The 26,334-nt window shown below is 67.5% G+C and carries 21 protein-coding genes; 4 read left to right on the top strand and 17 right to left on the bottom strand.

The window, feature by feature from the left end; genetic code table 11:
* Positions 1 to 33: 33 nt before the first annotated feature.
* The 14 genes from ACFVTM_RS08135 to dinB form a co-directional block, all read right to left on the bottom strand.
* Positions 34 to 981 (bottom strand): cell division protein FtsQ/DivIB, encoded by a 948-nt coding sequence (locus tag ACFVTM_RS08135; RefSeq protein ID WP_390202912.1) that lies wholly within the window; start codon positions 979 to 981, stop codon positions 34 to 36.
* Entirely contained in the window at positions 974 to 2,374 is a 1,401-nt protein-coding gene (gene murC, locus ACFVTM_RS08130; protein WP_390202911.1) for a UDP-N-acetylmuramate--L-alanine ligase, read from the bottom strand. The genes ACFVTM_RS08135 and murC overlap by 8 nt, the downstream gene beginning before the upstream one ends.
* A 4-nt stretch (positions 2,375 to 2,378) precedes the next feature.
* Positions 2,379 to 3,563 carry an undecaprenyldiphospho-muramoylpentapeptide beta-N-acetylglucosaminyltransferase gene (murG, locus tag ACFVTM_RS08125; RefSeq protein ID WP_390202910.1) on the bottom strand — a complete coding sequence of 395 codons (1,185 nt, stop codon included), beginning with the start codon at positions 3,561 to 3,563 and terminating at the stop codon, positions 2,379 to 2,381.
* A gap of 10 nt (positions 3,564 to 3,573) precedes the next feature.
* Positions 3,574 to 5,082 carry a putative lipid II flippase FtsW gene (gene ftsW, locus ACFVTM_RS08120; protein WP_390202909.1) on the bottom strand — a complete coding sequence of 503 codons (1,509 nt, stop codon included), beginning with the start codon at positions 5,080 to 5,082 and terminating at the stop codon, positions 3,574 to 3,576.
* A 2-nt stretch (positions 5,083 to 5,084) separates the two neighbouring features.
* Complete coding sequence (murD, locus tag ACFVTM_RS08115) at positions 5,085 to 6,686, bottom strand: UDP-N-acetylmuramoyl-L-alanine--D-glutamate ligase (RefSeq protein WP_390202908.1); 1,602 nt, start codon at positions 6,684 to 6,686, stop codon at positions 5,085 to 5,087.
* Entirely contained in the window at positions 6,668 to 7,777 is a 1,110-nt protein-coding gene (mraY, locus tag ACFVTM_RS08110; protein WP_390202907.1) for a phospho-N-acetylmuramoyl-pentapeptide-transferase, read from the bottom strand. Before mraY ends, murD begins: the two co-directional genes overlap by 19 nt.
* Positions 7,774 to 9,324, bottom strand: a complete 1,551-nt coding sequence (gene murF / locus ACFVTM_RS08105; protein ID WP_390202906.1) for a UDP-N-acetylmuramoyl-tripeptide--D-alanyl-D-alanine ligase — start codon at positions 9,322 to 9,324, stop codon at positions 7,774 to 7,776. The genes mraY and murF overlap by 4 nt, the downstream gene beginning before the upstream one ends.
* Before the next feature lie 6 nt (positions 9,325 to 9,330).
* Positions 9,331 to 11,028: a UDP-N-acetylmuramoyl-L-alanyl-D-glutamate--2,6-diaminopimelate ligase gene (locus ACFVTM_RS08100; RefSeq protein WP_390202904.1), complete on the bottom strand. Its 1,698-nt coding sequence runs from the start codon at positions 11,026 to 11,028 to the stop codon at positions 9,331 to 9,333.
* 130 nt (positions 11,029 to 11,158) lie between these two features.
* The gene (locus ACFVTM_RS08095; protein WP_390202903.1) at positions 11,159 to 12,961 is read right to left on the bottom strand and encodes a peptidoglycan D,D-transpeptidase FtsI family protein; all 1,803 of its coding nucleotides are present in this window, start codon (positions 12,959 to 12,961) and stop codon (positions 11,159 to 11,161) included.
* A 41-nt stretch (positions 12,962 to 13,002) separates the two neighbouring features.
* Positions 13,003 to 13,668, bottom strand: a complete 666-nt coding sequence (locus ACFVTM_RS08090) for a hypothetical protein (protein ID WP_390202902.1) — start codon at positions 13,666 to 13,668, stop codon at positions 13,003 to 13,005.
* Positions 13,665 to 14,663, bottom strand: a complete 999-nt coding sequence (gene rsmH / locus ACFVTM_RS08085) for a 16S rRNA (cytosine(1402)-N(4))-methyltransferase RsmH (RefSeq protein WP_390202901.1) — start codon at positions 14,661 to 14,663, stop codon at positions 13,665 to 13,667. Before rsmH ends, ACFVTM_RS08090 begins: the two co-directional genes overlap by 4 nt.
* A gap of 207 nt (positions 14,664 to 14,870) precedes the next feature.
* Complete coding sequence (mraZ, locus tag ACFVTM_RS08080; protein WP_090956633.1) at positions 14,871 to 15,299, bottom strand: division/cell wall cluster transcriptional repressor MraZ; 429 nt, start codon at positions 15,297 to 15,299, stop codon at positions 14,871 to 14,873.
* 424 nt (positions 15,300 to 15,723) lie between these two features.
* Complete coding sequence (locus tag ACFVTM_RS08075; RefSeq protein ID WP_390202900.1) at positions 15,724 to 16,095, bottom strand: DUF3040 domain-containing protein; 372 nt, start codon at positions 16,093 to 16,095, stop codon at positions 15,724 to 15,726.
* A 285-nt stretch (positions 16,096 to 16,380) separates the two neighbouring features.
* Positions 16,381 to 17,673, bottom strand: coding sequence for a DNA polymerase IV (dinB, locus tag ACFVTM_RS08070; RefSeq protein WP_390202899.1), 1,293 nt, complete (start codon positions 17,671 to 17,673; stop codon positions 16,381 to 16,383).
* Positions 17,674 to 17,757: 84 nt separating this feature from the next.
* On the opposite strand from dinB, the gene ACFVTM_RS08065 reads away from it, so the two are divergent.
* Together ACFVTM_RS08065 and ACFVTM_RS08060 are read left to right on the top strand one after the other, a co-directional pair.
* On the top strand, positions 17,758 to 18,285 hold the full coding sequence (locus tag ACFVTM_RS08065; protein WP_390202898.1) for a hypothetical protein: 528 nt from the start codon (positions 17,758 to 17,760) through the stop codon (positions 18,283 to 18,285).
* A complete protein-coding gene (locus tag ACFVTM_RS08060; RefSeq protein WP_390202897.1) occupies positions 18,282 to 19,376 on the top strand; it encodes a polyprenyl synthetase family protein in 1,095 nt (364 codons plus the stop codon). The genes ACFVTM_RS08065 and ACFVTM_RS08060 overlap by 4 nt, the downstream gene beginning before the upstream one ends.
* Positions 19,377 to 19,534: 158 nt before the next feature.
* Here the strand turns inward: ACFVTM_RS08060 and ACFVTM_RS08055 are convergent, their stop codons facing one another.
* A complete protein-coding gene (locus ACFVTM_RS08055; protein WP_390202896.1) occupies positions 19,535 to 19,888 on the bottom strand; it encodes an Rv2175c family DNA-binding protein in 354 nt (117 codons plus the stop codon).
* Positions 19,889 to 20,195: 307 nt separating this feature from the next.
* Here ACFVTM_RS08055 and ACFVTM_RS08050 point away from each other — a divergent pair, with 307 nt between their 5' ends.
* Positions 20,196 to 21,575 carry a LysM peptidoglycan-binding domain-containing protein gene (locus tag ACFVTM_RS08050; protein ID WP_390202895.1) on the top strand — a complete coding sequence of 460 codons (1,380 nt, stop codon included), beginning with the start codon at positions 20,196 to 20,198 and terminating at the stop codon, positions 21,573 to 21,575.
* A 102-nt stretch (positions 21,576 to 21,677) separates the two neighbouring features.
* On the top strand, positions 21,678 to 23,843 hold the full coding sequence (locus tag ACFVTM_RS08045; protein ID WP_390202894.1) for a PASTA domain-containing protein: 2,166 nt from the start codon (positions 21,678 to 21,680) through the stop codon (positions 23,841 to 23,843).
* A gap of 101 nt (positions 23,844 to 23,944) precedes the next feature.
* Here ACFVTM_RS08045 and ACFVTM_RS08040 read toward each other — a convergent pair whose 3' ends face one another.
* Both ACFVTM_RS08040 and ACFVTM_RS08035 read right to left on the bottom strand, forming a co-directional pair.
* Positions 23,945 to 25,336, bottom strand: a complete 1,392-nt coding sequence (locus ACFVTM_RS08040; RefSeq protein WP_390202893.1) for a class II 3-deoxy-7-phosphoheptulonate synthase — start codon at positions 25,334 to 25,336, stop codon at positions 23,945 to 23,947.
* Positions 25,337 to 25,425: 89 nt separating this feature from the next.
* Positions 25,426 to 26,277, bottom strand: a complete 852-nt coding sequence (locus ACFVTM_RS08035; protein ID WP_390202892.1) for a lysophospholipid acyltransferase family protein — start codon at positions 26,275 to 26,277, stop codon at positions 25,426 to 25,428.
* Positions 26,278 to 26,334 lie beyond the last annotated feature (57 nt).

Here is a 26,334-nt window from a genome sequence, read left to right as displayed (position 1 = left end):
CGGTGTTCCGGAACGCCGCGGAAGTGCCGCCGGCTAGCGCGTGACAGGGTGCCGCGGCACGCTGACGTCGTAGACCTTCACCGGGTTCTTGGGATCGGCCGGGACCTTCAGGAGGGCCGAAAGGACGCGTGCCTTGAGCTCCTTCTCCCCCGCGTTGCCCCAGACGATCGTCTGCCCGTCGACGAGCTTGAGCTCGACGGCGTCGGCGGAGGCGGCGGAGGCGTTGGAGAGCCGGGCCAGCACATCCGCCGGCAGTGCTCCCAGCACCGCCGTGATGGCCTGGAACAAGTCCTTCGGCAGCGTCCCGCTGCCGCCGTCGATCACCGGGAGCGCAACGGAGGCGGCATCCGTTGTGGTGCTGAGCTGGACGCCGTCGACGTCCACGAGCTGGAAGGTTTCGCCCTGCTTGACCAGCGCCACCGGAATACGCTCGGTGACGCGCACCTGCAGCGTCGAGGGCGGGAGCGCCGTCACGCTGACGTCCTTGACCTGGACCAGCGGCTTCAACAGGGCGGTAACCTCCTCCTCGCTGACCTGGGGCAGGGGTTTTCCCTGAAGGGGCGCGAGGGCGGCCTGCACCTGATCCGGGTTGAGCAGCTTGGTGCCCGCCACGGAGACGGTCCGCAGGGCCAACACGGGCGAGTAAATGGCGGCAGCGACGATCCCCGCCATCAGTACGGCCACAATGCCTATGGTGCTGAGGACAATGCGCCTGCGGCGCTTGCCCTTGGGCTCGGGGAAGGACAGCACGTTGCCGGAGACGCTGTCCGGTGTGCCCTGCAGGTGCTGCGCGTGCTTCGCGTTGCCGCCCGCCGGGTCCGTGGCGTTCTTGGATGCTGAAATGACATCCGTGCCTGCTCCCCCGGACGGCGGCCGGGAGCTTCCTCCGGAGGAGTCGGAACCGGAGGATTTCGAGCCGGAGGAGTTCGAGCCGGAGGCGCTTGATCCGCCCCGGTAGGTGGGGCGCCTGGTGCTAGGCACCGGCGGCCTCGACGGTCAGGGCGTCGACGATCAGCGGCCCGTAAGCCGTGACGTCGCCGGCGCCGGCGGTGAGCACGATGTCCCCGGGTCCGGCGGCCGCCAGCAGTGCCTGCACGGCTTCCCCCCCGGGTCCGACGAGGCTGCCGCCGGAGCCCAGGTGCTCGGCGATCAGCGCGCTGGTGACGCCGGGAATGGGGTCTTCCCGGGCAGGGTAGATATCCAGGACCAGGGCCGTGTCAGCCGTGTTGAGGGCCTCGGCGAACTCGCGGGCGAATTCGCGGGTCCGGGAAAACAGGTGGGGCTGGAAGAGTACGTGCACTTTGTGCTGCCCGGCGACCGCCCTGGCCGCGGACAAGGCGGCGCGGACTTCCGTGGGGTGGTGGGCATAGTCGTCGTAGACGCGGACGCCGCGTCCTTCCCCCTTGAACTCGAAACGGCGCGAGGCACCGGAGAAGTGGGCCAGTGCCCCTGCTGCGGTGTCCGGCGCGACGCCGAGTTCGAGCGCCACGGCGAAGGCCGCGGCGGCGTTCAGCGCGTTATGCCGGCCGGGAACCTGGAGTTCGACGCCGAACGTGCCCGCCGCCGTCGAGATCCCCAGCTGGCCAGGTCCGGCGTCGTGCAGCCGGATGTCGGCGTCGGCAGCCGTCCCGTACAGGACCACGCGGGTGTTGCCGCGGTCCTGTGTGCGCTCGGCGAGGTCCCGCGCTCCGGGGTCGTCCGCGCAGGCCACCAGGACGCCGTCCGCCGGGAGCAGTGCCGTGAAGCTGTCGAAGGAGGCGTAGACGGCGTCTGCGGTGCCGTAGAAGTCCAGGTGGTCCGGCTCGACGTTGGTCACGACGGCGATTGTGGGGCGGTAGTTCAGGAAGGAGCCGTCGGACTCGTCCGCCTCCGCGACGAAGATCCCGGAGGCGCCGTGCGCCGCGTTGACGCCCAGGGCCGGGACGTTCGCTCCGATGGCGAAGGACGGGTCAAGTCCGGCGCCCTGGAGCAGCACCGTGATCATCGAGGTCGTGGTGGACTTGCCGTGCGTTCCGGCGACTGCCACCACGGTGTCGTCCGCCATCGTGGCGGCCAGCGCCTCGGAGCGGTGCAGCACCGGGAGCCCGGCGGCGCGGGCGGCAGCGAGCTCGGGATTGTCGGGCCGGATCGCTGAGCCGGCCACCACGGTCTGGGCGTCGCCGAGGTTGCCGGGTCCATAGCCCACGGCGATCCGTGCGCCGGCGGCTGCGAGGTCCGCCATGACGGGCAGGTCCTTGGCGTCCGAGCCGCTGACCGGAATGCCGCGAGCCACCATGATGCGGGCGACGGCGGACATGCCGACGCCGCCGATGCCGATGAAGTGAATGCGGCCCAGGGACTCCAGGGATCGTGTGCCTTGTTGGGGCTGGGTCATGGCTCTACTGCTTCCTGCCGTCCGGGTTCGTGCCGTGCTGTGTCGGGCGCTGCTGTGTCGGGCGCTGCTGGTTGGTGCTGGGCTGCTTCGAGGCCGCGACGTCGAGGATGAGATCGGCCATGCGCCGGTCCGCGTTCCGGATGCCGAGCTGTTCGGAGCTGGCGGCCATCCGGGCCAGCCTGTCCGTGTCCAGCAGGAGGGGAATGATGTTCTCGCGGATCCAGTCGGCGGAGAAGGCCTTGTCGTCGACGATCAGGGCACCGCCTGCGGCGACAAGGCCGGCGGCGTTCAGCGCCTGCTCGCCGTTGCCGATCGGGAGGGGTACAAAGACGGTGGGCACGCCGACGGCGGCCACCTCGCAGACAGTGGCGGCGCCGGCGCGCGCCAGCAGCAGGTCCGCCGCGGCGTACACGGTCTCCATGCCGTCCACGTACTCCACCTGCCGGTAGCCCTGCGCGGCGAGCGGCTTGCCGTCGGCGTCCTGCACGGACTTGCCGCGGCCGGTGATGTGCAGCGTCTGCACGCCGGCGTCGGCGAGGACCCCCACGGCTGCGGCGAGGGACAGGTTGATGCTCTGGGCGCCCGAGGATCCGCCGGTGACGATCAGCGTTGGCTTCTCCGGGTCCAGTCCGAGTGCCTGCCGTGCGCCTGCCCGGGCGGCCGCGCGGTCAAGGCCGGAAATCTCGGGGCGCATCGGCATGCCCACGTGCCGCGCCCGGCCGAGTTTGGTCGCGGCGAAGGCGACGGCGACGTGAGCGCCGAGGCGGGCGCCCACACGGTTGGCCAGGCCGGGGCGGGTGTTGGCCTCGTGGATCACGATCGGGATTTTCCGGCGCCGGGCCGCGAGGTACATCGGCGTGCACACATAGCCGCCCACTCCTACCAGGACGTCGGCTCCTGCCTCGTCCAGGATGGAGCCCGCCTGCTTCACGGCACCGGCCATCCGGCCGGGAAGCCGGAGCAGGTCCGCGGAAGGCTTGCGCGGGAGCGGGACCCGGCTGATGGTGGCCAGCTCCAGCCCGGCGGCCGGGACCAGGCGCGTTTCCATCCCTCCGGGGGTTCCGACAGCCAGGAGCTGCACTGCGGGGCGGGACTGGCGAAGGGCGCCGGCAATGGCCAGCAGCGGGCTGATGTGACCGGCGGTTCCGCCACCGGCAAGGACCACGGACAAAGGCGACTCGGTGTTCATGAAGGGCTGTTTACGCTTTCGTACGGTTCTTGGCGGGGTTCTTGCTTGGGGGGTTTTTGGCCGGGTTCGCTGGTGATTTCCTGGCCGGGTTCGGAGCGGAGTTCTTCGAACGCGTGCGGTCGGCGGACTGGCTGGACGCCTTGGCGGCCGCCCGGGCAGCGCGGGTTCTCCGGACGGAATTCGCGAAAGCGGCGGGCCCAAACCTGAACATCTTCTTCGGCTGCATGCCCGGGTCCATCTGGGCCCGGGCAAGGGACAGGACCACGCCGATTGCACACAGTGACATCAGCAGGGCCGAGCCGCCATAGGAGATGAAGGGCAGCGGGACGCCCACCACTGGTGCCAGCCCGGTGACCACGGCCATGTTGACGCTGGCCTGTCCCAGCAGCCAGACCATGATGGCCCCGGCCAGGACGCGGTGGAAGACATCGTGCTGCGCGACCACGACGCGGTAGATGGCGGTGCCGAGAATGGCGAAGAGGACCAGGACAACCAGCGTCCCGACCAGGCCGAGTTCCTCGCCGATGATCGCGAAGATGAAGTCGTTGTGGGCCTCGGGGATCCAGCTGTACTTTTGCCGGCTCTGGCCCAGTCCCACGCCGAACCAGCCGCCGGACGCGAGCCCGTACAAACCGTTGGTGGACTGGTAGTTCAGGTCGGAGCCGTCGGCGCAGGTCTGGCCGGTCCAGGACAGGATGCGGCACATCCGGTTCGGGCTCGTGACGGCAAGGATCATGGTGCCGACCGCCAGGGCGGCGCCGGCAATGCCGAACAAGTACAGCCTGACGCCGGCGAAGAACAGCGCGGCGGCGACGATGATCATCACGATCATCGCCGTGCCAAGGTCGTTGCCGGCGAGGATGAGGCCCAGCACTGCCAAGGCTCCCGGGAACACCACGGGAATGAACGCGTGGCGCCATTCGTGGAGCAGCTTGGCCTTGCGGTCAAGCACCGTGGCCATCCAGAGCGCCAGGGCAAGCTTGGCAGCTTCGGAGGGCTGGAAGGTGAACGGGCCGACGTCGATCCAGTTCTGGTTGCCCAGGGTGCTGCGCCCGACAAGGAGGACCAGGCCCAGCAGCGCGATCGCCAGGAGCATGACCCCCCAGGCGATTCGCCGCAGCCAGACGACATTGACGCGGGAGAGGACAAACATGGCGAAAACGCCGATCGCGGCGAATAGACCCTGTTTGAGCGCGGCGGAATACGGCGACTCGCCGGCTGCGATGGCTTCCACGCTCGAGGCGGAGAGAACCATCATGATGCCGATCGCCGTCAGGGCCAGCGTGGAGCCCAGGATCAGGTAGTAGGTGGATCCGTTGCGGGACTTGCCGGTGCCCTCCAGCGCGGACCAGAATCTGCGGATCCACGCACGCACGCGTGCCGCGGGGGTGACGGCAGGCCTGCGCGCCGACGGCGCGGCGGTCCTGCCCCCGGCGGACTTGGCACTGGAGGCCCCGCCGCTGGTGGCACCGCCTGCGGCGGCTCGTGCCGCCGTCGTACGTGTGGGCGTGCTGACCATTGTTACTCCTCGCTGGTCTGAGCCTGCCCTTCCACGAGCTCGCGGACAGCTTCGATGAAGGCATCGCCACGGTGAGCATAGGAAGAGAACTGATCCATGGAAGCAGCCGCCGGAGCCAGCAGCACAGTGTCCCCGGAGGCGGCCAGCTGCGCCGCCGAGGCTACGGCCTGTGCCATCACAGTCTCGCCGAAAATTGGCGAGGGGCCTGCGTCGGCTTGGGCCGTTCCGGCAGTCTGCACGTCTTCAGTCTCGCCCTTGGCCGCCTCGATCACGGGGACATCCGGTGCGTGTCGCTTCAGCGCGGCCTGCAGATCGCTGGAGTCCGTGCCGATCAGCACCACGGCCTTGAGCCGGTTGCCGTGTTCCTGGATCAGGGAGTCGTAATTCACACCCTTGGACAAGCCGCCGGCGATCCACACCACGTCCTGGAACGCGGACAAAGCGGCGGCGGCGGCATGCGGGTTGGTGGCCTTGGAATCGTTGACCCAGAGGACCCCCCCATGCCGGGCCACGGGCTGGATCCGGTGGTCTCCGGGGAGGTAGTTCAGCAGGCCCTGGCGGACCGCCGACGCTTCCAGGCCGTAGGCCCGGACCAGGGCTGCCGCCGCCAGCGCATTCGCCACCATGTGGCGTGGAGCCGTCGACCCCAGATCGGCAATCGAGGCGAGTTCGGCCGCGCTGTCCTTGCGTTCGGCGATGAACGCGCGGTCCACGAGCAGCCCTTCCACGACGCCGAGCATGCTGATGGCCGGCGTCAGCGTGGTGAAGCCCACTGCCCGGCAGCCTTCCACGACGTCGGCGTCCTCGACCATGCGTTCGGTCTCGATCTGCTCGGCGTTGTAGATGCAGGCCTTCTGCGTGTTCGCGTAGACCTTGGCTTTGTCGGCCAGGTAGGAGGCATAGGAACCATGCCAGTCCACGTGGTCCTCAGCGACGTTCAGGCACACGCTGGCCACCGGTGAGACCGAGTGGCTCCAGTGCAGCTGGAAACTGGAGAGTTCCACTGCGAAAGCGTCGTACTCCACGGGGTCGCGCAGGGCGTCCAGGATGGGGGTCCCGACGTTGCCCACCGCGATCGCCTTCAGCCCGGCGGCCTGGAGCATGGACTCGGTCAGGCCCACGGTGGTGGTCTTGCCGTTGGTGCCGGTAATGGTCAGCCAGTCCGCGGTCTTGCGGCCCTTGCGTTCGCGGACCCGCCAGGCGAGCTCGACGTCGCCCCACACCGGAATGTGCGCCCGCGCCGCGGCGGCGAGCAGGGCCTGGTCCGGGCGCCAGCCCGGGGACGTTACCACCAGGTCGGGCTTGTGGCCGTCGACCTTCGGAACGGACTCCACGGCGTCCTCGCCCAGCAGGACGTCCGCCGCGCCGACGATCCGGAGCGTGTCCGCCTGGGCGAGTGCCTTGGCGCTGGTGGCGGCGTCAACCACCACCACGCGGGCACCGAGTTCAATGAGGGTATCGGCGGCGGCGAAGCCCGAGACGCCGATGCCGGTGACCACGACGCGCAGGCCGGACCAGTCGGAGTCCCATGTGGTGAGATTCTGGAGCCGGGGTGAGGTGGAGAGCGGGGCGGGGATTGGTCCGGTCACAGGAGCACCACCCATTCGGCGTAGAAGATACCCAGGCCGGCGGCAACGAACAATCCGCACAGTATCCAGAAGCGGACCACCACCGTGACTTCGGCCCAGCCTTTGAGTTCGAAATGGTGCTGCAGCGGTGCCATCTTGAAGAACCGTTTGCCCTTAGTGAGTTTGAAGTAGCCCACCTGGATGATGACGGAGAGCGTGATGAGGACGAAGAGGCCGCCGATGAAGGCCAGCAGCAGTTCGGTGCGGGACAAGATGGCGAAGGCAGCGACGGCCCCGCCGATGGCCAGGGACCCGGTGTCGCCCATGAAGATCTTCGCGGGCGAGGTGTTCCACCACAGGAACCCGACCAGGGCGGCGCTGAGGATGGCGGCCAGCAGGGCCAGGTCCAGCGGGTCGCGGACCAGGTAGCAGCCGCCGCCGGCCTGCCGCGGGGACCCGCAGGACTGGTTGTTTTGCCAGATGCCCATCAGTGTGTACGCCCCGAACACCATGACGGAGGCGCCGGCAGCGAGGCCGTCGAGGCCGTCGGTGAGGTTCACGCCGTTGGTCGCGGCGGTGATGATCAGATTGGACCAGAGCACGAAGAGGATGGCGCCAAGTACGGTCCCGGCGAAGGCCAGGTTGAGCCACGGGATATCGCGCACCAGCGAGATCTGGGTGGAAGCCGGGGTGACGCCGTCCTCGTTGGGAAACCGCAGCGCCAGCACGGCGAAAATGATGCCCACGGCGGCCTGGAGGATCAGCTTGGCCTTGGCGTCCAGGCCCAGGCTGCGCTGTTTGGAAATCTTGATGAAGTCGTCGAGGAATCCCACCAGTCCCATACCCACCATGAGGAACAGCAAGAGCAGGCCGGAGGCGCTCGGTCCCGGGGAATGCGGATTCATCATCCACATGACCAGGTGCGTGAGCCCATAGCTGACAAGGACCGCCAAGACCACAACGGTGCCGCCCATGGTGGGCGTGCCGCGCTTGGTGTGGTGGGAGGTGGGCCCATCATCCCGGATGAATTGCCCGTAACCCTTACGGACCAGGAACCGGATGAAAAGGGGCGTGCCCACGAATGCGAGGAACAGGGCCATTCCAGCGCCCATCAGTAGTGCAATCACAGCTGTGCACTCCCTTCGGTGGCTGTTGCGGCATTTCCCTCAGCAGGTCGCTCGGGAGAGTCTTGGGGGGCTTGTGGAGGTAATGCTATCCGATCCCCCAGATGGCGCAGCCCGATGCCGTTCGATGACTTGAACAGGACCAGGTCGCCGGGCTGGAGCTCGGCCTGGAGAAGCTCGTAGGCCTCGTCCGCGGTCTCCGCGAAAACACATTCGTCGCCCCAGGAGCCCTCGTTGACGGCGGAGACATACAGCGACCGGGCTTCCCGGCCCACCACCACCAGTCGGGAGATGTTGAGCCGCACCACCTGGGTGCCGACGGCCATGTGCTCGCGGATGGAATCCGGGCCCAGCTCCAGCATGGCGCCCAGGACCGCCCACGTGCGGCGGCCGCGGCCCAGCTCGGCCAGTGTCCGCAGCGCGGCCCGCATGGACTCCGGGTTGGCGTTGTAGGCATCGTTGATGACCGTCACGCCGTCGGGACGCTCCGTGCGCTCCATCCGCCAGCGGCTGGCGGCGGTCTGCGCGCTGAGCGAGGCCGCGATCTGCGCGCCAGGGATGCCGGCCGCGTGTGCCGCGGCCGCAGCCGCGAGGAGGTTGGCAATGTGGTGGGCACCGATCAGCTTGGCGCTGATATGGTGCCCGGCGGTCTCACCCGGCAGGTAGAGCTCAAATTCCGGGTGGCCTGCGGCGTTCAGTTCCACGTCCACGGCCCTCACCACGTTGGCTTGGGCCACATCCGTCCGGCCGTCGTTGTCCTGGCCTGGGCCGGCGGGGCGGGAGGTGTAGCCGAGCACGCGGGCCCGGGTCCTGGCGGCCATCGCGGCGACGCGGGAGTCGTCCAGGTTCAGCACGGCGGTGCCGCCGGCCGGGAGGGCCTCCACGAGTTCGCCCTTGGCGACGGCGATGTTCTCGACGCCGCCGAATTCTCCGGCATGGGCGGTGCCGACGCCGAGGACCACGCCGATCTCCGGCCGGACCATGTCCGCAAGGTACCGGATGTGGCCGATGCCCGTGGCGCCCATCTCGATGACGAGGTAGCGAGTGTCGAAATCGGCTTTGAAAACGGTGAGCGGGACGCCGATCTCGCCGTTGTAGGACCCCTGCGGCGCAACCGTGGCGCCCTCGGCGTCGGCGGCGCTGAAGATGCCGGCCAGCAGGTCCTTCGTGGTGGTCTTCCCGGCGGAGCCGGTAATGCCGATCACCGTGAATGCGGAGCCGGCAGCCTCACGGTTTGCCCGGATCCGGCGGACGGCTTCGGCGGCCAGCGCGCCCATGGCGAGGACAGCGTCCTCAACGACGACGGCGGGATAGTTCGTCCCGGCGTCGTCCGCGACTTCGCGCTCGACCAGTGCCAGGACGGCGCCCCGGTCAAAGGCTGCGGCCACGAAGTCGTGGCCGTCAGCGTTCTCCCCCGGTTTGGCCACATAGAGGGAACCCGCCGTGGCCTCGCGGGAGTCGGTCACCACGGAGGCGGGCGTAATTCCCGGTTCCGCGGCGAGCCGGCCGTTGGTTATGTCGGCGATTTCCGCCGCTGTAAGTGCAATCATCTCGGTTTAGGACTCTATCCGGTGGTCTTCGAGAACGGTGAATCCCCGTGCTGTCAAGGCGTTCCGGAGTTCCACCCGGTCATCCAGTGCCAGGTTGACTCCCTTGACCTCTTGCCACACCTCGTGGCCCCGGCCGGCCACCAGGATGGTGTCCCCTGCTCCGGCAAGCTCTGCGGCCTTCAGGATGGCGGCCTCGCGCGGGAAGACCTCCAGGACCGTGCAGTCCAGGCCTTCGTCGTCCTTGGCCGCCAGGGCCCCGGCAAGGACGTCCGCGCGGATGGCCGCCGCATCCTCGTCGTGGGGGTCGTCGTCGCTGATGATCACGGTGTCCGCCAGCCGGGCCGCAATGGCCCCCATGGCGGGGCGCTTGCCCTGGTCGCGCTGTCCGGTGGCGCCGAAAACGACGATCACCTTGGACCCGGGTTCCGGGGACCGGACGGCTTCGAGGGCACGTTCCAGGGCGTCGGGGTTGTGCGCGAAGTCCACCACGGCCGCCGGGGCCGTGGACACCAGCTGCATCCGGCCAGGCACGGCAACGGTGAAGGGGTCTGCCGCGTCGAGGGCGGCCTGCACGGCGGCAGGCTCGTGGCCGCCGGCGAGCACCATCACCGTGGCCAGCGCAGCGTTGGCCACATTGAAGCTTCCCGGCAGGCCGGTATGGACGCGCAGCTCGGCGCCGTCGCGGTGCCGGAGCACGAAGTCGGAGCCGAGCCCGCGTGGAGTCGTCGTGGCCACGATCCAGTCGGCGGCCTGGTCGGCAGTTCCGGCGGCGGTTCCGTCGGCGGGCCGGCCGGCGTCACCGTTCCCGCTGCTTGGGTGTCCGGCCGTGGCGAGGGTTGTAACGGGGATTTCGGCGGCGGTCGCGAGCTTCCGGCCCCAGGCATCATCGACGGTCACCACGGCGGCGCGGGCGCGTTCCGGCGTGAACAGCCGGGCTTTGGTCTGGAAGTATTCCTCCATGGTCCCGTGCAGGTCCAGATGGTCCTGGGTGAGGTTGGTGAACCCGGCGACGTCAAACACGACGGCGTCCACGCGGTGGAAGGACACCGCGTGGGAGGAGACCTCCATGGAGGCGGCATCGAGCCCGCGTTCGCGCATGAGCGCGAGCAGGGCGTGCACATCGGTGGATTCGGGGGTGGTCAGCAGGCTCGGGATCGGCTCGCCGCCGGCAAGGATCTCAATGGTCCCGATCAGCCCGGTCCGCTTGCCGAGCGCCTGCAGGAGGGCATTGATGAAGTAGGTGGTGGTGGTCTTGCCGTTGGTGCCTGTGACGCCGAAGAGCGCCGGCGCCGCGGCGCCGGCGGGCCGGCTCTGGTAGATGAGGGCGGACAGCCGGCCGACGACGCTGCGCGGCTCCCCGGCCAGGAGAACGGGGACCGGGATGTCATTGGCGAGGGCCAGCAGGCGCGCCCCGGCGTCGTCCGTCAGGACGGCGACGGCGCCCGCCTCGATGGCCTGGGACGCGTAGTCGGCTCCGTGCCTGGTGGCACCCGGCAGGGCCACGTAGAGGTCTCCCGGGCGGATCGACCGGGAGTTCAGGGAGATCCCGGTGACGGTAACGGAGCTGGAGGCCCCGGGAACGGCGACGCCGATCGCCTCGCCGATGGCTGCCAGCGGCACCGCGGCAACCGCAGTGGGCCGGAAGCCCGGGGTGGAGTCGTGGCCGGACGGCGCGGAAGCATCGGGGTCGGTGAGCTCTGACAAGTGGATCTCCGTTGTGGTGCTAGTGGATCGGGCCTATTGGATTGGAGCACGCACGAAGGCGTGCTCCGGCGCAAAGGGCACTGGGGGGTGGCGCCGGCTGGTGACTTCCGGGCGCCGGGTGGAACAGACGCTATTTCGCGTACTGCGGCAGCCGGGCGGGTTCGCCGGTGGAGGGCTGGACGTTGAACGTGCGCAGCGTCTGGCTCATCACCGAACGGAACACCGGTCCGTTGGTGATTCCGTAGATGCTTCCCTTGGGCCGTTGCAGGACCACCTCAACAATAAACCGCGGATCGTCCATGGGCGCCATTCCGATGATCGAAGCGGTGTAGCCGCAGAAGCCGGATTTGCCGTCGTCGCATGGGGACTCGGACGTGCCTGTCTTGGCGCCTACCCGGTACCCGTCGATCGCAGCTTCCTTGATCTCGCCCTCGGTGACGGCGCTCTCCAGGATGTCGCGGACCTGCTGGGCGGTCTCCTTGGAAACGATCTGCTGCGGGTCCTTGGCGGGGACTTTTTCCTCGGTTCCGTCCGGGCTGATGTAGCTGTCGATCAGCCGCGGCTGCAGCATCACGCCATTGTTGGCGATGCTCTGGTACGCCCGGACGGTCTGGAGGGTGGATTGCGCGACGCCCTGGCCGAAGAGGACGGTGTACTGCTGCCGGCCGTCCCATTGGTCGGCTGGGGTCAGGATGCCCTTTGATTCGGCCGGGAGTCCGATGTCGGGGGCCTCGCCGATGCCGAATTTCCGCAGCCAGTTGTAGCGCTGGTCCTTGCTCAGGCGCTGGCCCACCATGACAGTGCCGGTATTCATGGAGTAGCCGACGATTCCGGCCAGCGTCCGGTGCTCGGTGCCGTGCTCGAACGCGTCGCTGAAGGTCTGCCCGTCGACGCTGTACGTCGGTGGGATGGTGAAGGTGTCCAGCGCGCTGGACTTGCCCTCCTGGATCACGGCAGCGGCCGTGATCATCTTCTCCACCGACCCGGGCTCGTAGGAGGCGGTGACGGCCCGGACTCCGCGGTCTTCGGCGGGAACCTTACCGGGATCATTGGGATCCGGGGCGTCGGTGTCCGCCATGGCGATGATGTTGCCGGTCTTGGCGTCCGAGACCACGATCACGCCCCATTCGGCGCCGAGCTTGTCCTTCTGGCTTTGGATGGCCTGCTGGGAAAAATACTGCAGGTCCGAGTTCAGCGTGAGCTTGATGTCCTTGCCGTTGATCGCCGGCGTCAACTCATCCACGCCGACCGGGATTCGCAGCCCGTCCGCGCCGATCTCGAACACCCGTTTGCCCGGCGTTCCCTTGAGGATCTCGTCCTGGGTCTGCTCGAGGCCCGCCTGCCCGGTGGTGCCGTCCTGGAGGAACCCGACGATGCCGCCGGCCACGGAACCGTTGGGGTAGACGCGTTTGCTGGTGCCTTCGGTGACAATGCCTGGAATCTGCAGCTTCGACACCTGGTCCTCGACGTCCGGCTTCAGGTTCTTCGCCACGATGTAGTACCGCTGGGTTCCGGTCAGGGCCTGGCGCAGCGCGTCGCGGTCCATGCCGAGCACGCCGGCCAGTTCGGAGATGCCCTGGTCCCGGGTGACCTTGACCAGCTCGTCCTTGCCGTTGACGGTTTCGAGCCGGCGGAAGGTATCCGTCTTGGTGTTCACGGTCTGGTCCACTACCACGTTGTAGCGGATGACGCTGCTGGCCAGGACCGTGCCGGACGAATCGAGGATGCTGCCGCGCTCGGCGGGCAACACAGTGGGCGTGAGCCGGTTGTTGAGCGCGGCCTCCGCCATGCCCCCGACGTCCAGCCCCTGGACCATGAACAGCTTGCCGCCGACCACCAGCAGGAGTGTCAGCATGATGCCGAGTCCCCAGCGGAGCCGCCGGGTGGCGTTTGGGGCTTTCGCCTTGCTTGCCTTGCCGGAGTTCTTCGCCACGGTGAGTCCTTGCTGCTTGCCTTGCTGGTGGTCAGTGAACGTTACTGCCCGGGAGTCTTCTGTGCGGGGGCCGGAACCGATCCTCCGTGGAGCTCCACGGCCGGGACCTTGGGGGTTTTAGGGGACGCCGCGGGTGCGGGCTCTGCAGCCGCCTGCGGGGTGTCCGTTTCCGTCGTTTTGCGCTGGGCGAGCGGTTCATTCTCCGACGCCGGCGGGACGACGTTGAGCGCTCCGGCGAGGGCCGGCGCGGCGATGACGGCACCGGGCGCGTCGCCCTTGACGGCCGGCTTGGCCTTGCCGGTCACGCTGAGGGTCGAGAGGTCGATCTGGCCCTTGGCGAGGGAAGCCACCATGCCCAGTTCCGTCGCCTTGGCCGCGAGGTTCTGCGGGGCGTCGAAATTCTGGACCTGCTGGGTGAGGTCCTGGTTCTGCTTGGTCAGGGTGGTCTGTTCGCTGCGGAGCTGGACCAGCTGGTACTGGGCGGAGGAGACGGAAATGTTCAGGACCAGAACAGCCATGAGGGCGATCGCCAGGAGACCGAAGCAGAGGACCACGAACGGTGCGCGGCGCTTGCGGGGCACCGAGCGGACCACGGACAGCGGAGTGCGTGCCTTCCGGGTCTGTTCGATGCCGGGACGGACGCCTGGCAGGGCACGGGCAGTGGCGCCCTGGGCAACGGGGTAGCTGTTGACGGCTGCGGTGCTCATGCTGCTCTCCTGGCTTTGATGCGTTCGACGGCGCGCAGCCGGGCGGAAGCTGCGCGGGGGTTTTCGGCGATTTCAGCGGCGGTGGGTACCTCGGTGCCCTTCGTCAGGGTTTTGAGTTCGGCTTTGTGCTCCTCGAGCTCGACCGGGAAGCCAAGCGGGGCCGAGGACTTCGATCCGGCCTGGAAGAAGCCCTTGACGATCTTGTCTTCCAGGGAGTGGTAGGACATGACCACCACGCGGCCGCCGAGGGCGATGGCCTCAATGGCTGCCGGGATGGCCCGCTCCAGGACGTCCAGTTCCTCGTTGACCTCAATCCGGAGCGCCTGGAAGGTGCGCTTCGCGGGGTGGCCACCGGATTTGGCGGCGCCGGCGGGCACCACGGACCGGATCTGTTCGACGAGTTCGCCGGTGGTCGTGAAGGGCTTTTCGGCCCGCGCGGCCACGATCCTGTTCGCGATGCGGCCGGCGAATTTCTCTTCGCCCCATTTCCGGATGATCCGGACGAGTTCTTCTTCGCTGTAGTTATTGACGACGTCGGCTGCCGTCTGTCCGCGGCTGGTGTCCATCCGCATGTCCAGGGGTGCGTCAAAGGAGTAGGCGAAGCCGCGTTCCCGCTCGTCCAGCTGGAGGGAGGAAACGCCGAGGTCCATGAGCACGCCGTGGACTTCAGTGAAGCCCAGGTCCGCGAGCACGTCCGGGATTTCGTCGTAGACGGCGTGAACGAGGTCGGTCCGGTTCGCGAAGGGCCCCAGCCGCTCCCCCGCCAGCGCCAGGGCTTCCTCGTCGCGGTCGATGCCGATGAGGTGAAGATCGGGAAAGCGCTGGAGGAGGGCCTCGGAGTGGCCGCCCATGCCGAGGGTCGCGTCGATCACCACGGGGGTTTCACCGCGGCTCCGGGCTGCTTCAAATCCAGGGGCCAACAAATTGATGCACCGGTCCTTGAGGACCGGTACATGGCGTTCGGACGTAGGCTTCGCCGGGTCGGGATCAGTCATGCCTTCGTCCTTTCGTTGACCTTGCTAATTGCGCTTTGCCAGGTGCGTTGCTGGTTGTGGCTCTTAAGCAACGTTCCTTGGTCCAGATCCCCATCCGCGCCTACCCTGCGCCGGCCTGACTCCGGGGAAGTGAGCCAGGACAGCAGCCGGATGGGCGGCTGGAGATCTCGATCAAGGAACGTTGTGTGCTGGTGGTTCAGCGGGGGTTCAGAGAATCCCCGGGATGGCGTCGTCGGTTTCCGAGAAGGCGGTTTCCTTTTCGGCCAGGTACTCACTCCAAGCCTGGGCGTCCCAGATCTCCGCACGGGATCCTGCGCCAATAACGGCGAGTTCCCGGCCAAGACCTGCGTATTCCCGGAGCGCCGGCGGAATCGTCACGCGCCCCTGCTTGTCAGGTACCTCGTCCGAGGCTCCAGAGAGGAAAACACGGATGTAGTCACGTGCTTGCTTGGAGGAAATTGGAGCCTCCCGCATCTGCTCGTGAACCCGGCCGAATTCCGCCTCACTGAAGACGTAGATGCAACGTTCCTGGCCCCTTGTGAGAACCAGCCCGCTGGCAAGTTCCTCGCGGAACTTTGCGGGGAGGATAATTCGACCTTTTTCGTCCAGACGTGGCGAATGTGTGCCGAGAAACACGGCCCACCGCCTGTCTGTTCTAGTTAGCCCAACGTCCCCTGTGTTGCCACTACCCTCTTACGCCCTCCACATTACTCCACATCGCTCCACAGTCAACGACACGCCCGGGATGTTTAGACAAATCTGCGGATGTTTATCCCCTTTCTTCCCTGCATTTGCAGGCAAACGGGATTGGTGGGGGAAAGTGGAGCGTTTTTGGCTGCTTGCCTCGCACGCCGTCGTCGATGCACGCGGCAGGGCGGCGCCGGCGGGCTGGAATTCGCCGGCGTAGCGTTTTTCCTGCCCCGTTTCGTGTTCCGGTGGTGTGCCGTTGCCAGGAAATTGCCGTTTAAATGGCGAAAGACCCGCCGAAGCGGGTCTCGCGCCGTCCCCCGGCGAACCGGTGGCGGGAAGTGGAGTGCCTAGGGAGCCGTGACGGAGCGGTTCAGGATTCGCCCCCGTGCCGCTCGTCCCAGCGCTGCTCGAGGTTGCTCATGAACGAGCTCCTGGGTTTGCCCTGCTTGCGGCCTCCGGCTGCCCGGGCCTTGCCGACGGCGGAACTGCGCATTGTGGCGAAGTAGACACCGGCGCCCATCACCACAAAACCGAGGACTCCAACGAAGATGTTCTGCATCGACACCCCGATTAACAACAGCAGCACGCCCGCGAGAGTCGCGAGTACGCCGATGACGAGGTGGCGGGTGGACCAAGAACGCCCGGGGACGGATCCCATCGAGCTTGCAAACTTCGGGTCGTCCTCATGCAGCTGCTTCTCAAGTTGCTCCAGCAACTTCTGTTCGTGCTCCGAGAGCGGCATCACGACCTCCTCATCTCTGCCAACGTCCGGGCGTGACGTGGCCATTGCCCTAATCCCCTAACGCCCGGGATTCCGAAGTGGTTCCCATTCACCGCCGTTGGTGAAAAGGGGCAATTCAGAAGTCCCGTGCCGGTCTTCAGCCGGCGGGGTCGCCCGAATGGTCGACCCAGCAGTCCTAAACCTAGGTATTAATAAGGATAGATTGTTGCGGCCTGTTCTGAAAGACAGTCTTAAGGCCCTGTCGCGTGCCCGGATGCCCGGGACGTCACGGCTTTCTCCAAAGCCCTATCCGGGCTCGTTCGAGGGCGCCCCGGGATCCAGGAGCCGGGCCGGCAAAACCGACTTATTGCCGAATTTCCGGGTGACCGCATCGAGGGCTTGTTCAGCGGCCCGCCAGTTGTCGTCACGGCGGTCCAGGCTGAGCTGAAGCGGGGCGTCCGCAGCCTCTTCCAGCTGTTCGGCCCGGATGCCCACAAGCCGGACCGTCATGGGCCGATCCCCCACCGATTCCAGGAGCTGGACGGCCACCGCGTAAAGGAGCTGGGCGCTGTCGATCGGGGTGCTCACAGTGCGGCTGCGGGTGATGGTGGAAAAGTCGGCGTAGCGCAGCTTGAGCGCCACGGTGCGGGCATGCAGGCCGGCGCTGCGGAGGCGTTCCGCCGTCCGGTGCGAAAGACGCAGCAGCTCACGGTGCAGCAGTGCGTCATCCGCAGTGTCAGTGGCGAATGTCTCCTCGGCTCCAATGCTCTTTTCCAGCCGGACCGGCGTCACAGGCCGCGGATCGATCCCCCAGGAAAGCCGGTAGACATGCTCCCCCGAGGCCCCCAGCAGCTTCCGCAGCGAGGGCAGGGGCGAGGCGGCGACGTCCGCCACTGTCCGGATGCCCCGCCTGGCAAGCACTTCCACGGTCTTGCCGCCCACTCCCCACAGCGCACTGACGGGCAGGCTGTGCAGGTACGGAACGGTTTCCTCCGGGGTGATCAGCAGCAACCCATCCGGCTTGCACCGGGTGGAAGCGATCTTGGCCACAAACTTGCTGGCGGCAATGCCCACCGACGCCGTGATTCCCAGTTCCCGGACGACGCGGGCCCGGATGAGTTCACCAATCTCACGGGGCGGACCGAGTCGACGGATGGCTCCCCCAACGTCCAGGAACGCCTCGTCCACGCTGAGCGGCTCGACGAGATCGGTGATGGAGCCGAAGATTTCCATGATCTGGCCGGACACGTCGTAGTAGAGCTTGTGGCGGGGCTCGATGATCACCGCCTGGGGGCACATGCGTGCCGCGACAACCATGGGCATCGCCGATCTGACGCCGAAAGCCCGGGCCTCGTAGGAGGCGGAGAGCACCACGGAGCGGTCCGCCGGATAGCCCACAATCACGGGCCTGCCCTTCAGTTCGGGGCGGCTGCGCAATTCGACCGAGACAAAGAACGCGTCCATATCAACGTGCATGATGCTGCTGCGCCGGAGTTCCAGCAGGGCCTCCCCGCTCAGCCGCGCAACGGGCTGGAGAGGCGGCGGATAGACGTGCGCATTCGTCTGTGCTCCCTGCTGATTGTCTGCGTCCGGCCCCACGTCTTCAATCCTATGCCCGGGGACTGACTAAACTGGAGGCTGATTCCGCGTCAACACCGTGTCAACACCAGGAGGAAAATCCCTGTGAAGGTATTTGGACAGCGCAAACGTGCCGCAGCGGCCATTGCGGCGGCGGGCACGTTATTGGCCTTGGCGGCCTGCACGCCGGCCGGCAGCGGGAGCCCGGCCACGTCGTCGGCGTCGGGCTCGGCCGCATCTCCGCAGTCCTCCACCACGGCGCCTCCCAGCCCTTCCGCGGAGCCCGGCACCTCGGCCACGGTCGGCGCCCTGGTTCCCGGCTTCCCGCAGGCACTCCTGCCGCTCATGCCCGGAGCCAAGGTGGTGTCCAGCAGCTTTGACAAGACCACCGTGCCGGCAACCGTGGCACTGGTCGGCAGCATCACGGCACCTGCCGCGGATGTGCTGGCCTTCTATACCAAGGGACTGGAGGCACAGGGGTTCAAGGCCGTGCCCGGTGAATCCGTGGGCGCCGTGCCCTCCAAGGACTTCCTTCGCGGGGACAACGAGACCGTGAACATCTCCGTCATGGCGACTGCAGGCGTGTCCACCTTCACCATTGGTGCGAACGTGGCTGCCGAGTCCGTCAAGTGAGCCTCAGCGAACAGCTGCGGCTCGAGCAGGCGGCCTTCGTGGCCGCCGTCGCCGGCAAGCTCACCGATTTCCTGACCAGCCGCCAGGTCGTCATGTCCTCGATCTCCCAGGACATCGATCCGCTCATGGGCTCGATCTCAAACCTGGTCACGGGCGGAAAGCGCCTGCGGGCCCTCATGTGCTACTGGGGCTGGCGGGGCGCCGGCGGCGAGGCCGGCGCGGCCGAGGTGGTCACGGCGGGCTCGGCCCTGGAGCTGTTCCAGGCCGCGGCCCTGATCCACGACGACATCATTGACCGCTCGGATACGCGGCGGGGCGGTCCCAGCGTCCACCGCCGGTTCATCGAACTGCACGAGGCACAGGGCTGGGCGCTGGACAGCGAGCGGTTCGGCCACGCGGCGGCCATCCTGACCGGCGATCTCTGCCTGTCCTTCAGCGAGGAATCCTTCACCGAGATCGGGCACCGCGCCGCCTCCGGCAGCCCGGCCCGGCTCATCTTCAACCTCATGCGGGCCGAAGTGATGGCCGGGCAGTACCTGGACATCCTGGAAGAGGTCGCCGGGCCCAGGCGGGACCGCGCCGGGGCAGTCAGCCGGGCCCAGTCCATCATCCGGTTCAAGTCGGCCAAGTACTCCACCGAACATCCGCTCGCCCTGGGCGGCGCGCTGGCCGGCGCGGGCGACGAGCTGCTGCGCGGCTATTCCGCCTTTGCGCTGCCGCTCGGCGAGGCATTCCAGCTGCGGGACGATGTCCTTGGCGTCTTCGGCGATCCCGTCACCACCGGCAAACCTGCCGGGGACGATCTCCGTGAGGGCAAGCGCACTGTCCTGGTGGCCTTCGCCCTGGACCAGGCATCGGCGGCCGAATCGGAATTCATCGACGCCAAGTTGGGCAGCCCCGATCTCAGCGATGGGGACATCGAGGAGATCCGGCGGATCATCGTGGACTGCGGTGCGCTCAACGCCACCGAAGTACTCATCGAGGAATTCGGCAAAGCGGCCTTCGCCGCCCTGGACCTGCTGCCGCTGGAGGAGCTGCCAAAGACCGCGCTCCGCAGGCTGGCAGAGGCCACGGTCAGTCGCGCCGCCTAGCCCGGACCAGGCCAGGCCCGGGGGCCAAACCCGGACCGCACGCGGGCCAACCAGCACATTAAAACGCAGCGGGCCGTGCACAGCGATAAGCGCTGTACACGGCCCGCAATGGCACGCCATAGGGATGCTGCCGGCTTATTGACGCCGCCGGCGTGCTCCTACCAGGCCAGCGACTGCGCCCTGCGGCGGATTTCGGTCTTACGCCCTTCCCGGAGGGCGTCGATCGGCCGGCCGCGGAGCGACTCGTCCGGGGTAAAGAGCCAGTTGATCAGTTCTTCGTCCGAGTATCCGGCGTCCGAGAGGACAACGATGGTGCCCTTGAGGCTTTCCACTGCGTGCCCGTCCTGGATGAAAGCCGCAGGCACGGACCGGATGCGCCGGTCGCCGATTCTCAAAGCCGCCAGCGCACGCTCGTCCAGAAGTGCATGGACCTTGGTAATAGATACATTCATAAGCTGTGCGACATCGGGCAGGGGCAGCCATTCGCCCACGAGGCTTTCTACATTACTCACGGATAAAGATTGCCACGGCCGATGCCCCGCCGCCTAGTCGGCAGCCGCGGCAAAGACGGCCGCGGCCATGGCCCGCCCCGCCCGGCCGGAATCCCGCCCGGGCCCAAACCGGACTCCGCCGGAGGACTTTTTGGCGACACTCCGCCGGAGACTGGTTTACAGAATGTCAAAGGGTTCTTGTGCTAATTGCCAATTCATGAGACATTCACATAGATCACATTTGTAACAGAAATAACTTTTGTCACACTGGTAACACCAGTTCTACCGGCCTGACCGCAGCGTTGCCGCTGAGAAGAGGATCTTTCCAATGACAACCTCACGTTCGCCACAGCTCCGTCCGGGGCGCAGCCTGCCGCTGATCGCAGCGACGTCGGCGGCGCTTCCCGCCGTCGTGCTTTCCTCCCTGGCGATCGCCCAGCCTGCCGCGGCCGAATCGCGCACGCGTTCGGTGCCGGCCACGCTCGCGGCCGCCATGCGCGCCCAGGCAAAGGCGGACACGGCAACGTCGCTCAAGGCGGCGGTGATCCCCGCGGCCTCCGTCCCGGCAACCCTGCCGAGCGCCATGCGGCCCGCGCAGTCTGCTGTTCCCGCCGTGTACACGATTGCCCGCGGCGATACCATCAGTGCCGTTGCCGGCCGCTACGGCCTGGACACCTTCGCCGTGCTCAAGCTGAACAATCTGCAGGCGAACACCATCATCTACCCGGGGCAGAAGATCAAGCTCACGGGTTCGACGCCGGCACCGGCAGCCACTCCGGCCACGTCCGCCCCCGTTACTGTTGCCTCTGCCGGCGGCAAGGTCTACGTCGTGAAGCCGGGTGACACGCTGAGCGGCATCGCCGCCCGCCACGGCGTCGGGCTCTCCGAGGTCTTCAAGTGGAACGGGCTTGGCATGGGCTCGGTGATCTATCCCGGCCAGAAGGTCAAGGTCGGCGGCGGTTCCAGCACCCCGGTTCCCTCCGCCCCCGTTGCCACGGCACCGGCGTCGTCGGCGCCCAAGCCGGCAAGCTCGGGTTCGTACACCATCAAGGCAGGCGACACCCTCTCCGGCATTGCGGCCCGCAACAACGTCAGGCTCTCGGACGTCCTGTCGGCCAACCGGCTGACCATGTCGAGCATCATCTACCCGGGCCAGAAGCTCGTCATCCCCGGTGCGTCGACGATCGCACCGGCGTCGAGCACGCCGACCGCAACGGCGCCCCTCGTGCCCAGCACATTCCTCGGGTTCAGCTACCCGGCCGCGGTGGTCAGCTCGGCGAACCAGAACAAGGCACTGCTCAACGCCTCTCCGGTCCCCAGCCGCCAACAGATGAAGTCGATCGTGGCAGACACGGCGCGCCGCATGGGCGTGGACGCCAGCCTCGCCCTGGCCTTTGCCTTCCAGGAGTCCGGTTTCGACCAGCGCGCGGTGTCACCGGCCAATGCGATCGGCACCATGCAGGTCATTCCGTCCTCCGGCGAGTGGGCCTCGGACCTCGTGGGCCGCAAGCTGAACCTCCTGGACCCGTACGACAACGCCACGGCAGGCATCGCGATCATCCGCCAGCTGGTCCGTTCGAGCCCTGACCTGGACTCGGCGATCGCCGGCTACTACCAGGGCCAGTACTCGGTCAGCCAGAATGGCATGTTCGAGGACACCAAGGGCTACGTCGCCGCCATCAAGGCCAACCGGACACTGTTCCGCTAAGTTGCACAGCCACACCACGTTCCAGCACGGCGGAGCGTGACGTTTCGGGCCCGGATCGCATGGTGATCCGGGCCCGTTCCGTTCAGCGACTACGATTGTAAGGTGCAAGAATACGTGTCGGACGCTCTCGTCGGGAACCTGGTGGACAACCGCTACCGGGTTCAATCCAGGCTCGCCCGCGGTGGGATGTCCACCGTGTACCTTGCCACGGACCAGCGGCTTGAGCGCGATGTCGCGCTCAAAGTGCTGCATCCGCACCTGGCCGACGACCCGCAGTTCCTCGACCGGCTGGGGCGCGAGGCCAAAGCCGCCGCCCGGCTCTCCCACCCCCATGTGGTGGGTGTCCTGGACCAGGGCGAGGACGGCCGGCTCGCCTATCTGGTTATGGAATTCATCAAGGGCCACACGCTGCGGGACGTCCTCAATGACAAGGGTGCCCTGTCGCCGCGGCTGGCCCTGGCGCTGATCGATCCGGTTGTCGAAGGACTGGGCGCCGCGCACGCCGCCGGGATGATCCACCGGGACATCAAGCCGGAGAACGTCCTGATCGCCGACGACGGGCGGATCAAGCTCGGCGACTTCGGCCTGGCCCGCGCCATCTCGACGTCCACGAGCACCGGGGCCCTGATCGGTACGGTCGCCTACCTCTCCCCCGAACTTGTCCTGGGCAAACAGGCGGACGCCCGCAGCGACATCTATTCGGTCGGCATCATGCTTTACGAAATGATCACCGGCCGGCAGCCGTTCGACGGCGAGGTGCCCATCCAGGTGGCCTACCAGCACGTCAATGCCACCGTGGAGCCGCCCTCCCTGGCGGTGCCCGGGCTGGCCTCGGAGATCGACGAACTCGTCCAGTGGTGCACGGACAGGGACCCGGACAAGCGCCCTGTCGACGGAAGCGCCCTGCTGTCAGAACTCCGGCACATCAGGACCAACCTCAGCGACGCCGAGCTCGACCTCCAGCCTCCGGCGGCTGTCCGCAGCCCGCTGCCCGCGGTGGCGGCAGCAGCGCCGGGCCGGCCGCCCGGCGGCGCCGTCCCGGCGTCGGACGCGCAGGAGACTGCCCAGGACACTGCCTTCGTTCAGCCGCCCACGGAAATGCCCACAGAGATGTACGGCAGCCTCGCCCAGCCCACCGAGATGATCTCCCGCGCCAGCGGCAACCCGACCACCGTGATGTCCAACGCCCCGCGGCGCCCGGCCTACGGGCCGTTGTCCACTCCGGAGGAGACGGCCTACGACGGTGCCGCCGGGTATGGGGATCCGGCGGAAGTCGCGGTCCCGCCCAGCAAGCGCACGCAGCGCAAGCTGGACCGGGACGAGGAGAAGGCGCGCCAGCGCGCCGCGGCAACGCCCACCAAGACCCTGCGCGAGGGGAACCCCCGACGCCGCGGGCTGCTGTGGATCGTCCTGCTCGTCACCGCGGCGCTGCTCGCCGCCGTCGCCGGCTGGTTCTTCGGCATGGGTCCGGGCTCGCCCGGGACCATTCCCCCGGTGGCCAACAAGACCGTTGCCGAGGCCCAGGATTTGCTCCGCACCGCCGGTTTCCAGTCCACCGTCAAGGATGTCTTTGACGACGACGTCTCGCCGGGCCTGGTGGTCGGCTCGGAACCGAACGCCGGCGAGGTCATCCGCAAGTTCCAGCCCGTGTCCCTTGCCGTGTCCAAGGGCCCGGAGCTGTTCCCGCTGCCGGACCTCACCGGCAAGACCCTGGACGAGGCCAAGACAGCCCTCAACGGCGCCCAGATGGCGCTGGGCCCGATTACCGAGACGTTCGATGAATCGGCCCCTGCCGGGACCGTCCTGGCCCAGGCGCCCCGCAGCGGCAACCCGGTCAAGCACGGGACGCCCGTGGGCCTCACGGTCTCCAAGGGCCCGCAGCCCATTCCGGTTCCCGATGTCCGCGGCCAGGACCAGGGCGCCGCTGTAAAGGCCCTCGAAGCCGCCGGTCTGAAGGCCGTGGTGGCCCCCGAGCCCGTCAATGACAAGAATGTGCCCAAGGGCGCCGTGGTGGCGCAGGACCCGGCCTCCGGCAACCTGACCAAGGGCGGCACCGTCACCCTGACCATCTCGAAGGGCCCGAAGCTCGTGGAGGTACCCAGTTTCATCGGGAAGCAGGCCAAGGAAGCCAAGCAGGCCCTCGAGGAGCTCGGATTCGAGGTCAAGATCGATGAGATCCTGGGCGGATTCTTCGGAACAGTCCGCGCCCAGGATCCGGTTAACACCAGCGTGCCGGAAGGCTCGCTGATCACGCTGACCGTGGTCTGACCGGAGACAGTACCCGCTCAAGTCCGACCCACTGAACAGAAAAGCTCCGCCCGGCTGAATCCAGCCGGGCGGAGCTTTTCTGTTGCTGTGGGGGCTAATCCCTAGCGCTTGGCGAGGGCACCGGCCACAAGGAACGCCATTTCGAGCGACTGCATGTGGTTCAGGCGCGGATCGCAGACCGACTCGTAGCGGTCCAGGAAGGCTTCCTGGTCGATCGGGTCTGCTCCGCCGAGGCACTCGGCGACGTCGTCGCCGGTCATCTCCACGTGCAGGCCGCCGGGAACGGTGCCGAGCGCGTGGTGGACTTCGAAGAATCCGCGGACCTCGTCGATGACGTCGTCGAAGTTGCGGGTCTTGTAGCCGTTGGGCGAGGTGACCGTGTTGCCGTGCATGGGGTCGGTGACCCACAGGACCTGTGCCCCGGAGGCGGTGACGCGCTCCACGATCGCGGGCAGTTTCTCGCGGATGTTACCGGCGCCCATGCGGGTGATGAAGGTGAGCCGGCCGGGTTCCCGTTCCGGATCCAGCTTGTCGATCAGGCGCAGCGCGTCGTCGCCGCTGGTCGACGGGCCGAGCTTCACGCCGATGGGGTTGCGGACGCGGGAGAGGAAATCAACGTGCGCGTGGTCCAGCTCGCGGGTGCGCTCACCGATCCACAGGAAGTGCGCCGAGGTGTCGTAGGGCAGTCCGGTGCGCGAATCGATGCGGGTCAGGGCGCGCTCGTAGTCCAGCAGCAGGGCCTCGTGGCTGGCGTAGAACTCCACGCGCTTGAGTGCCTCGAAGTCGGCGCCGCAGGAGGACATGAACTTGATGGCGCGGTCGATGTCCCGGGCCAGGGACTCGTAGCGGGCGTGGGCGGGGTTTTCGGTGAAGCCCTTGTTCCACTGGTGCACCAGGCGCAGGTCCGCGAAGCCGCCCTGGGTGAAGGCGCGGATCAGGTTCAGGGTCGAGGCGGAGGTGTGGTACGCCTTCAGCATCCGGCCGGCGTCGTGGGCGCGGGATTCGGGCGTGAAGTCGTAGCCGTTGACGATGTCGCCGCGGTAGGCCGGCAGGGTGACGCCGTCGCGCGTTTCATCGTTGGACGAGCGGGGCTTGGCGAACTGGCCGGCCATGCGGCCCATCTTGATGACGGGCATGGCGGCACCGTAAGTGAGGACGACGGCCATCTGCAGGATGGTCCGGACGCGGGCGCTGATTTTGTCCGCCGTCGCGGCCTCGAAGGTCTCGGCGCAGTCGCCGCCTTGGAGCAGGAACGCCTTGCCCTGTGCAGCGGCGGCGAGCCGTTCACGCAGGATGTCCACCTCGCCGGCGAACACGAGCGGCGGGAGGACGGAAAGTTCCTTGACGGACGCCTCGAAAACTGAGGGATCCGTCCATGTGGGCTGCTGCGAGGCCTGGAGTTCCCGCCAGTTGTCCAGTCCAGGATAGTTGGCGGCTCCGCTCTGGGCGGTGCTGGTCAGCGGGGAAACTGGTTTCTCAGATAGCTCGGTCACCCTCTAAGGATAGTTGCCCCATCGAGGTTCGGCGGCCCGGCGATGTCATTGACACCTCCGTTGCCGTCATATGGAAGCTGTGGCGCCGGTCAGGCGGTCCCGGGAACCTCCGGGCTGTCCTCCCCGGCCGCCGTCGGGGCGTCCGGGCTGGCGGCAACGCCGGGGGCAATGTCGGGTCTTATTTCGGGAGCTGCTGCCTGCGCCGCATCAGGGCCGGCGGGGGCCTTGTCGGATGTTAACTCCGGGGCCGCTTCCTGTGCCTTGCCGGCCATGCGGAGCTTCACGACGGCGGCGTACTCGTCCACGTATTCCTGGCCGGAGAGCCGCATGAGTTCATACATGATCTCGTCGGTCACCGAACGCTGGACCAGCCGGTCATCCTCCAGCCCGTAGTAGCGGCTGAAGTCGAGCGGTTCGCCAAAGATCATGCCGATGCGGCGGATGTTGGGCACGCGCTTGCCGATCGGCTGGACTTTGTCCGTTCCGATCATTGCCACCGGGATGACCGGGACCCGGGCCTGCAGCGCAAGGCGGGCAACGCCGACCTTGCCGCGGTAAAGGCGGGCGTCGGGGCTGCGTGTCCCCTCGGGATAGATGCCAAGGAGCGAGCCGCTCTTGAGCACGTCCATGCCCGCGTTCAGGGACTGCGCGGACGCGGCTCCCCCGGACCTGTCCATGGGGAGCTGGTTGGTAAGCCGGAAGAAGGCCGCGGTCAGCCTGCCCTTGATCCCGGTGCCGGTGAAGTATTCGGATTTCGCCAGGAAGACCACCGGACGCGGCACCATGACCGGCATGAAGATGGAATCCGAAAAGGAGAGGTGGTTCGAGGCCAGGATCGCGGCACCCTGGGCCGGGACGTTGTCGAGGCCCTTGACCCAGGGCCGGAACAGCAGCTTCAGCACTGGTCCCAGGACAAACGTCTTCATGAACCAATAAAACACTCGGTGACCTCTCCGGAAGGCGTCTGGCCGGCCGTCCAAATCGGGTCCGGCCAGGAC

This window comes from Arthrobacter sp. NPDC058130 (genome assembly GCF_042884475.1).
Classification (GTDB): Bacteria; Actinomycetota; Actinomycetes; order Actinomycetales; family Micrococcaceae; genus Arthrobacter.
The sequence above is the reverse complement of the archived record's forward strand: the minus strand, read 5'-3'. Positions and strand labels throughout refer to the sequence as shown.

What these genes read in the sequence shown, in the direction of transcription:
- murC (WP_390202911.1), bottom strand. Translation starts at nt 2,374, where the DNA reads ATGACCCAGCCCCAACAAGGCACACGATCCCTGGAGTCCCTGGGCCGC.
- murG (WP_390202910.1), bottom strand. Translation starts at nt 3,563, where the DNA reads ATGAACACCGAGTCGCCTTTGTCCGTGGTCCTTGCCGGTGGCGGAACC.
- ftsW (WP_390202909.1), bottom strand. Translation starts at nt 5,082, where the DNA reads ATGGTCAGCACGCCCACACGTACGACGGCGGCACGAGCCGCCGCAGGC.
- murD (WP_390202908.1), bottom strand. Translation starts at nt 6,686, where the DNA reads ATGGGTGGTGCTCCTGTGACCGGACCAATCCCCGCCCCGCTCTCCACC.
- murF (WP_390202906.1), bottom strand. Translation starts at nt 9,324, where the DNA reads ATGATTGCACTTACAGCGGCGGAAATCGCCGACATAACCAACGGCCGG.
- ACFVTM_RS08090 (WP_390202902.1), bottom strand. Translation starts at nt 13,668, where the DNA reads ATGAGCACCGCAGCCGTCAACAGCTACCCCGTTGCCCAGGGCGCCACT.
- rsmH (WP_390202901.1), bottom strand. Translation starts at nt 14,663, where the DNA reads ATGACTGATCCCGACCCGGCGAAGCCTACGTCCGAACGCCATGTACCG.
- ACFVTM_RS08075 (WP_390202900.1), bottom strand. Translation starts at nt 16,095, where the DNA reads ATGCCGCTCTCGGAGCACGAACAGAAGTTGCTGGAGCAACTTGAGAAG.
- ACFVTM_RS08050 (WP_390202895.1), top strand. Translation starts at nt 20,196, where the DNA reads ATGACAACCTCACGTTCGCCACAGCTCCGTCCGGGGCGCAGCCTGCCG.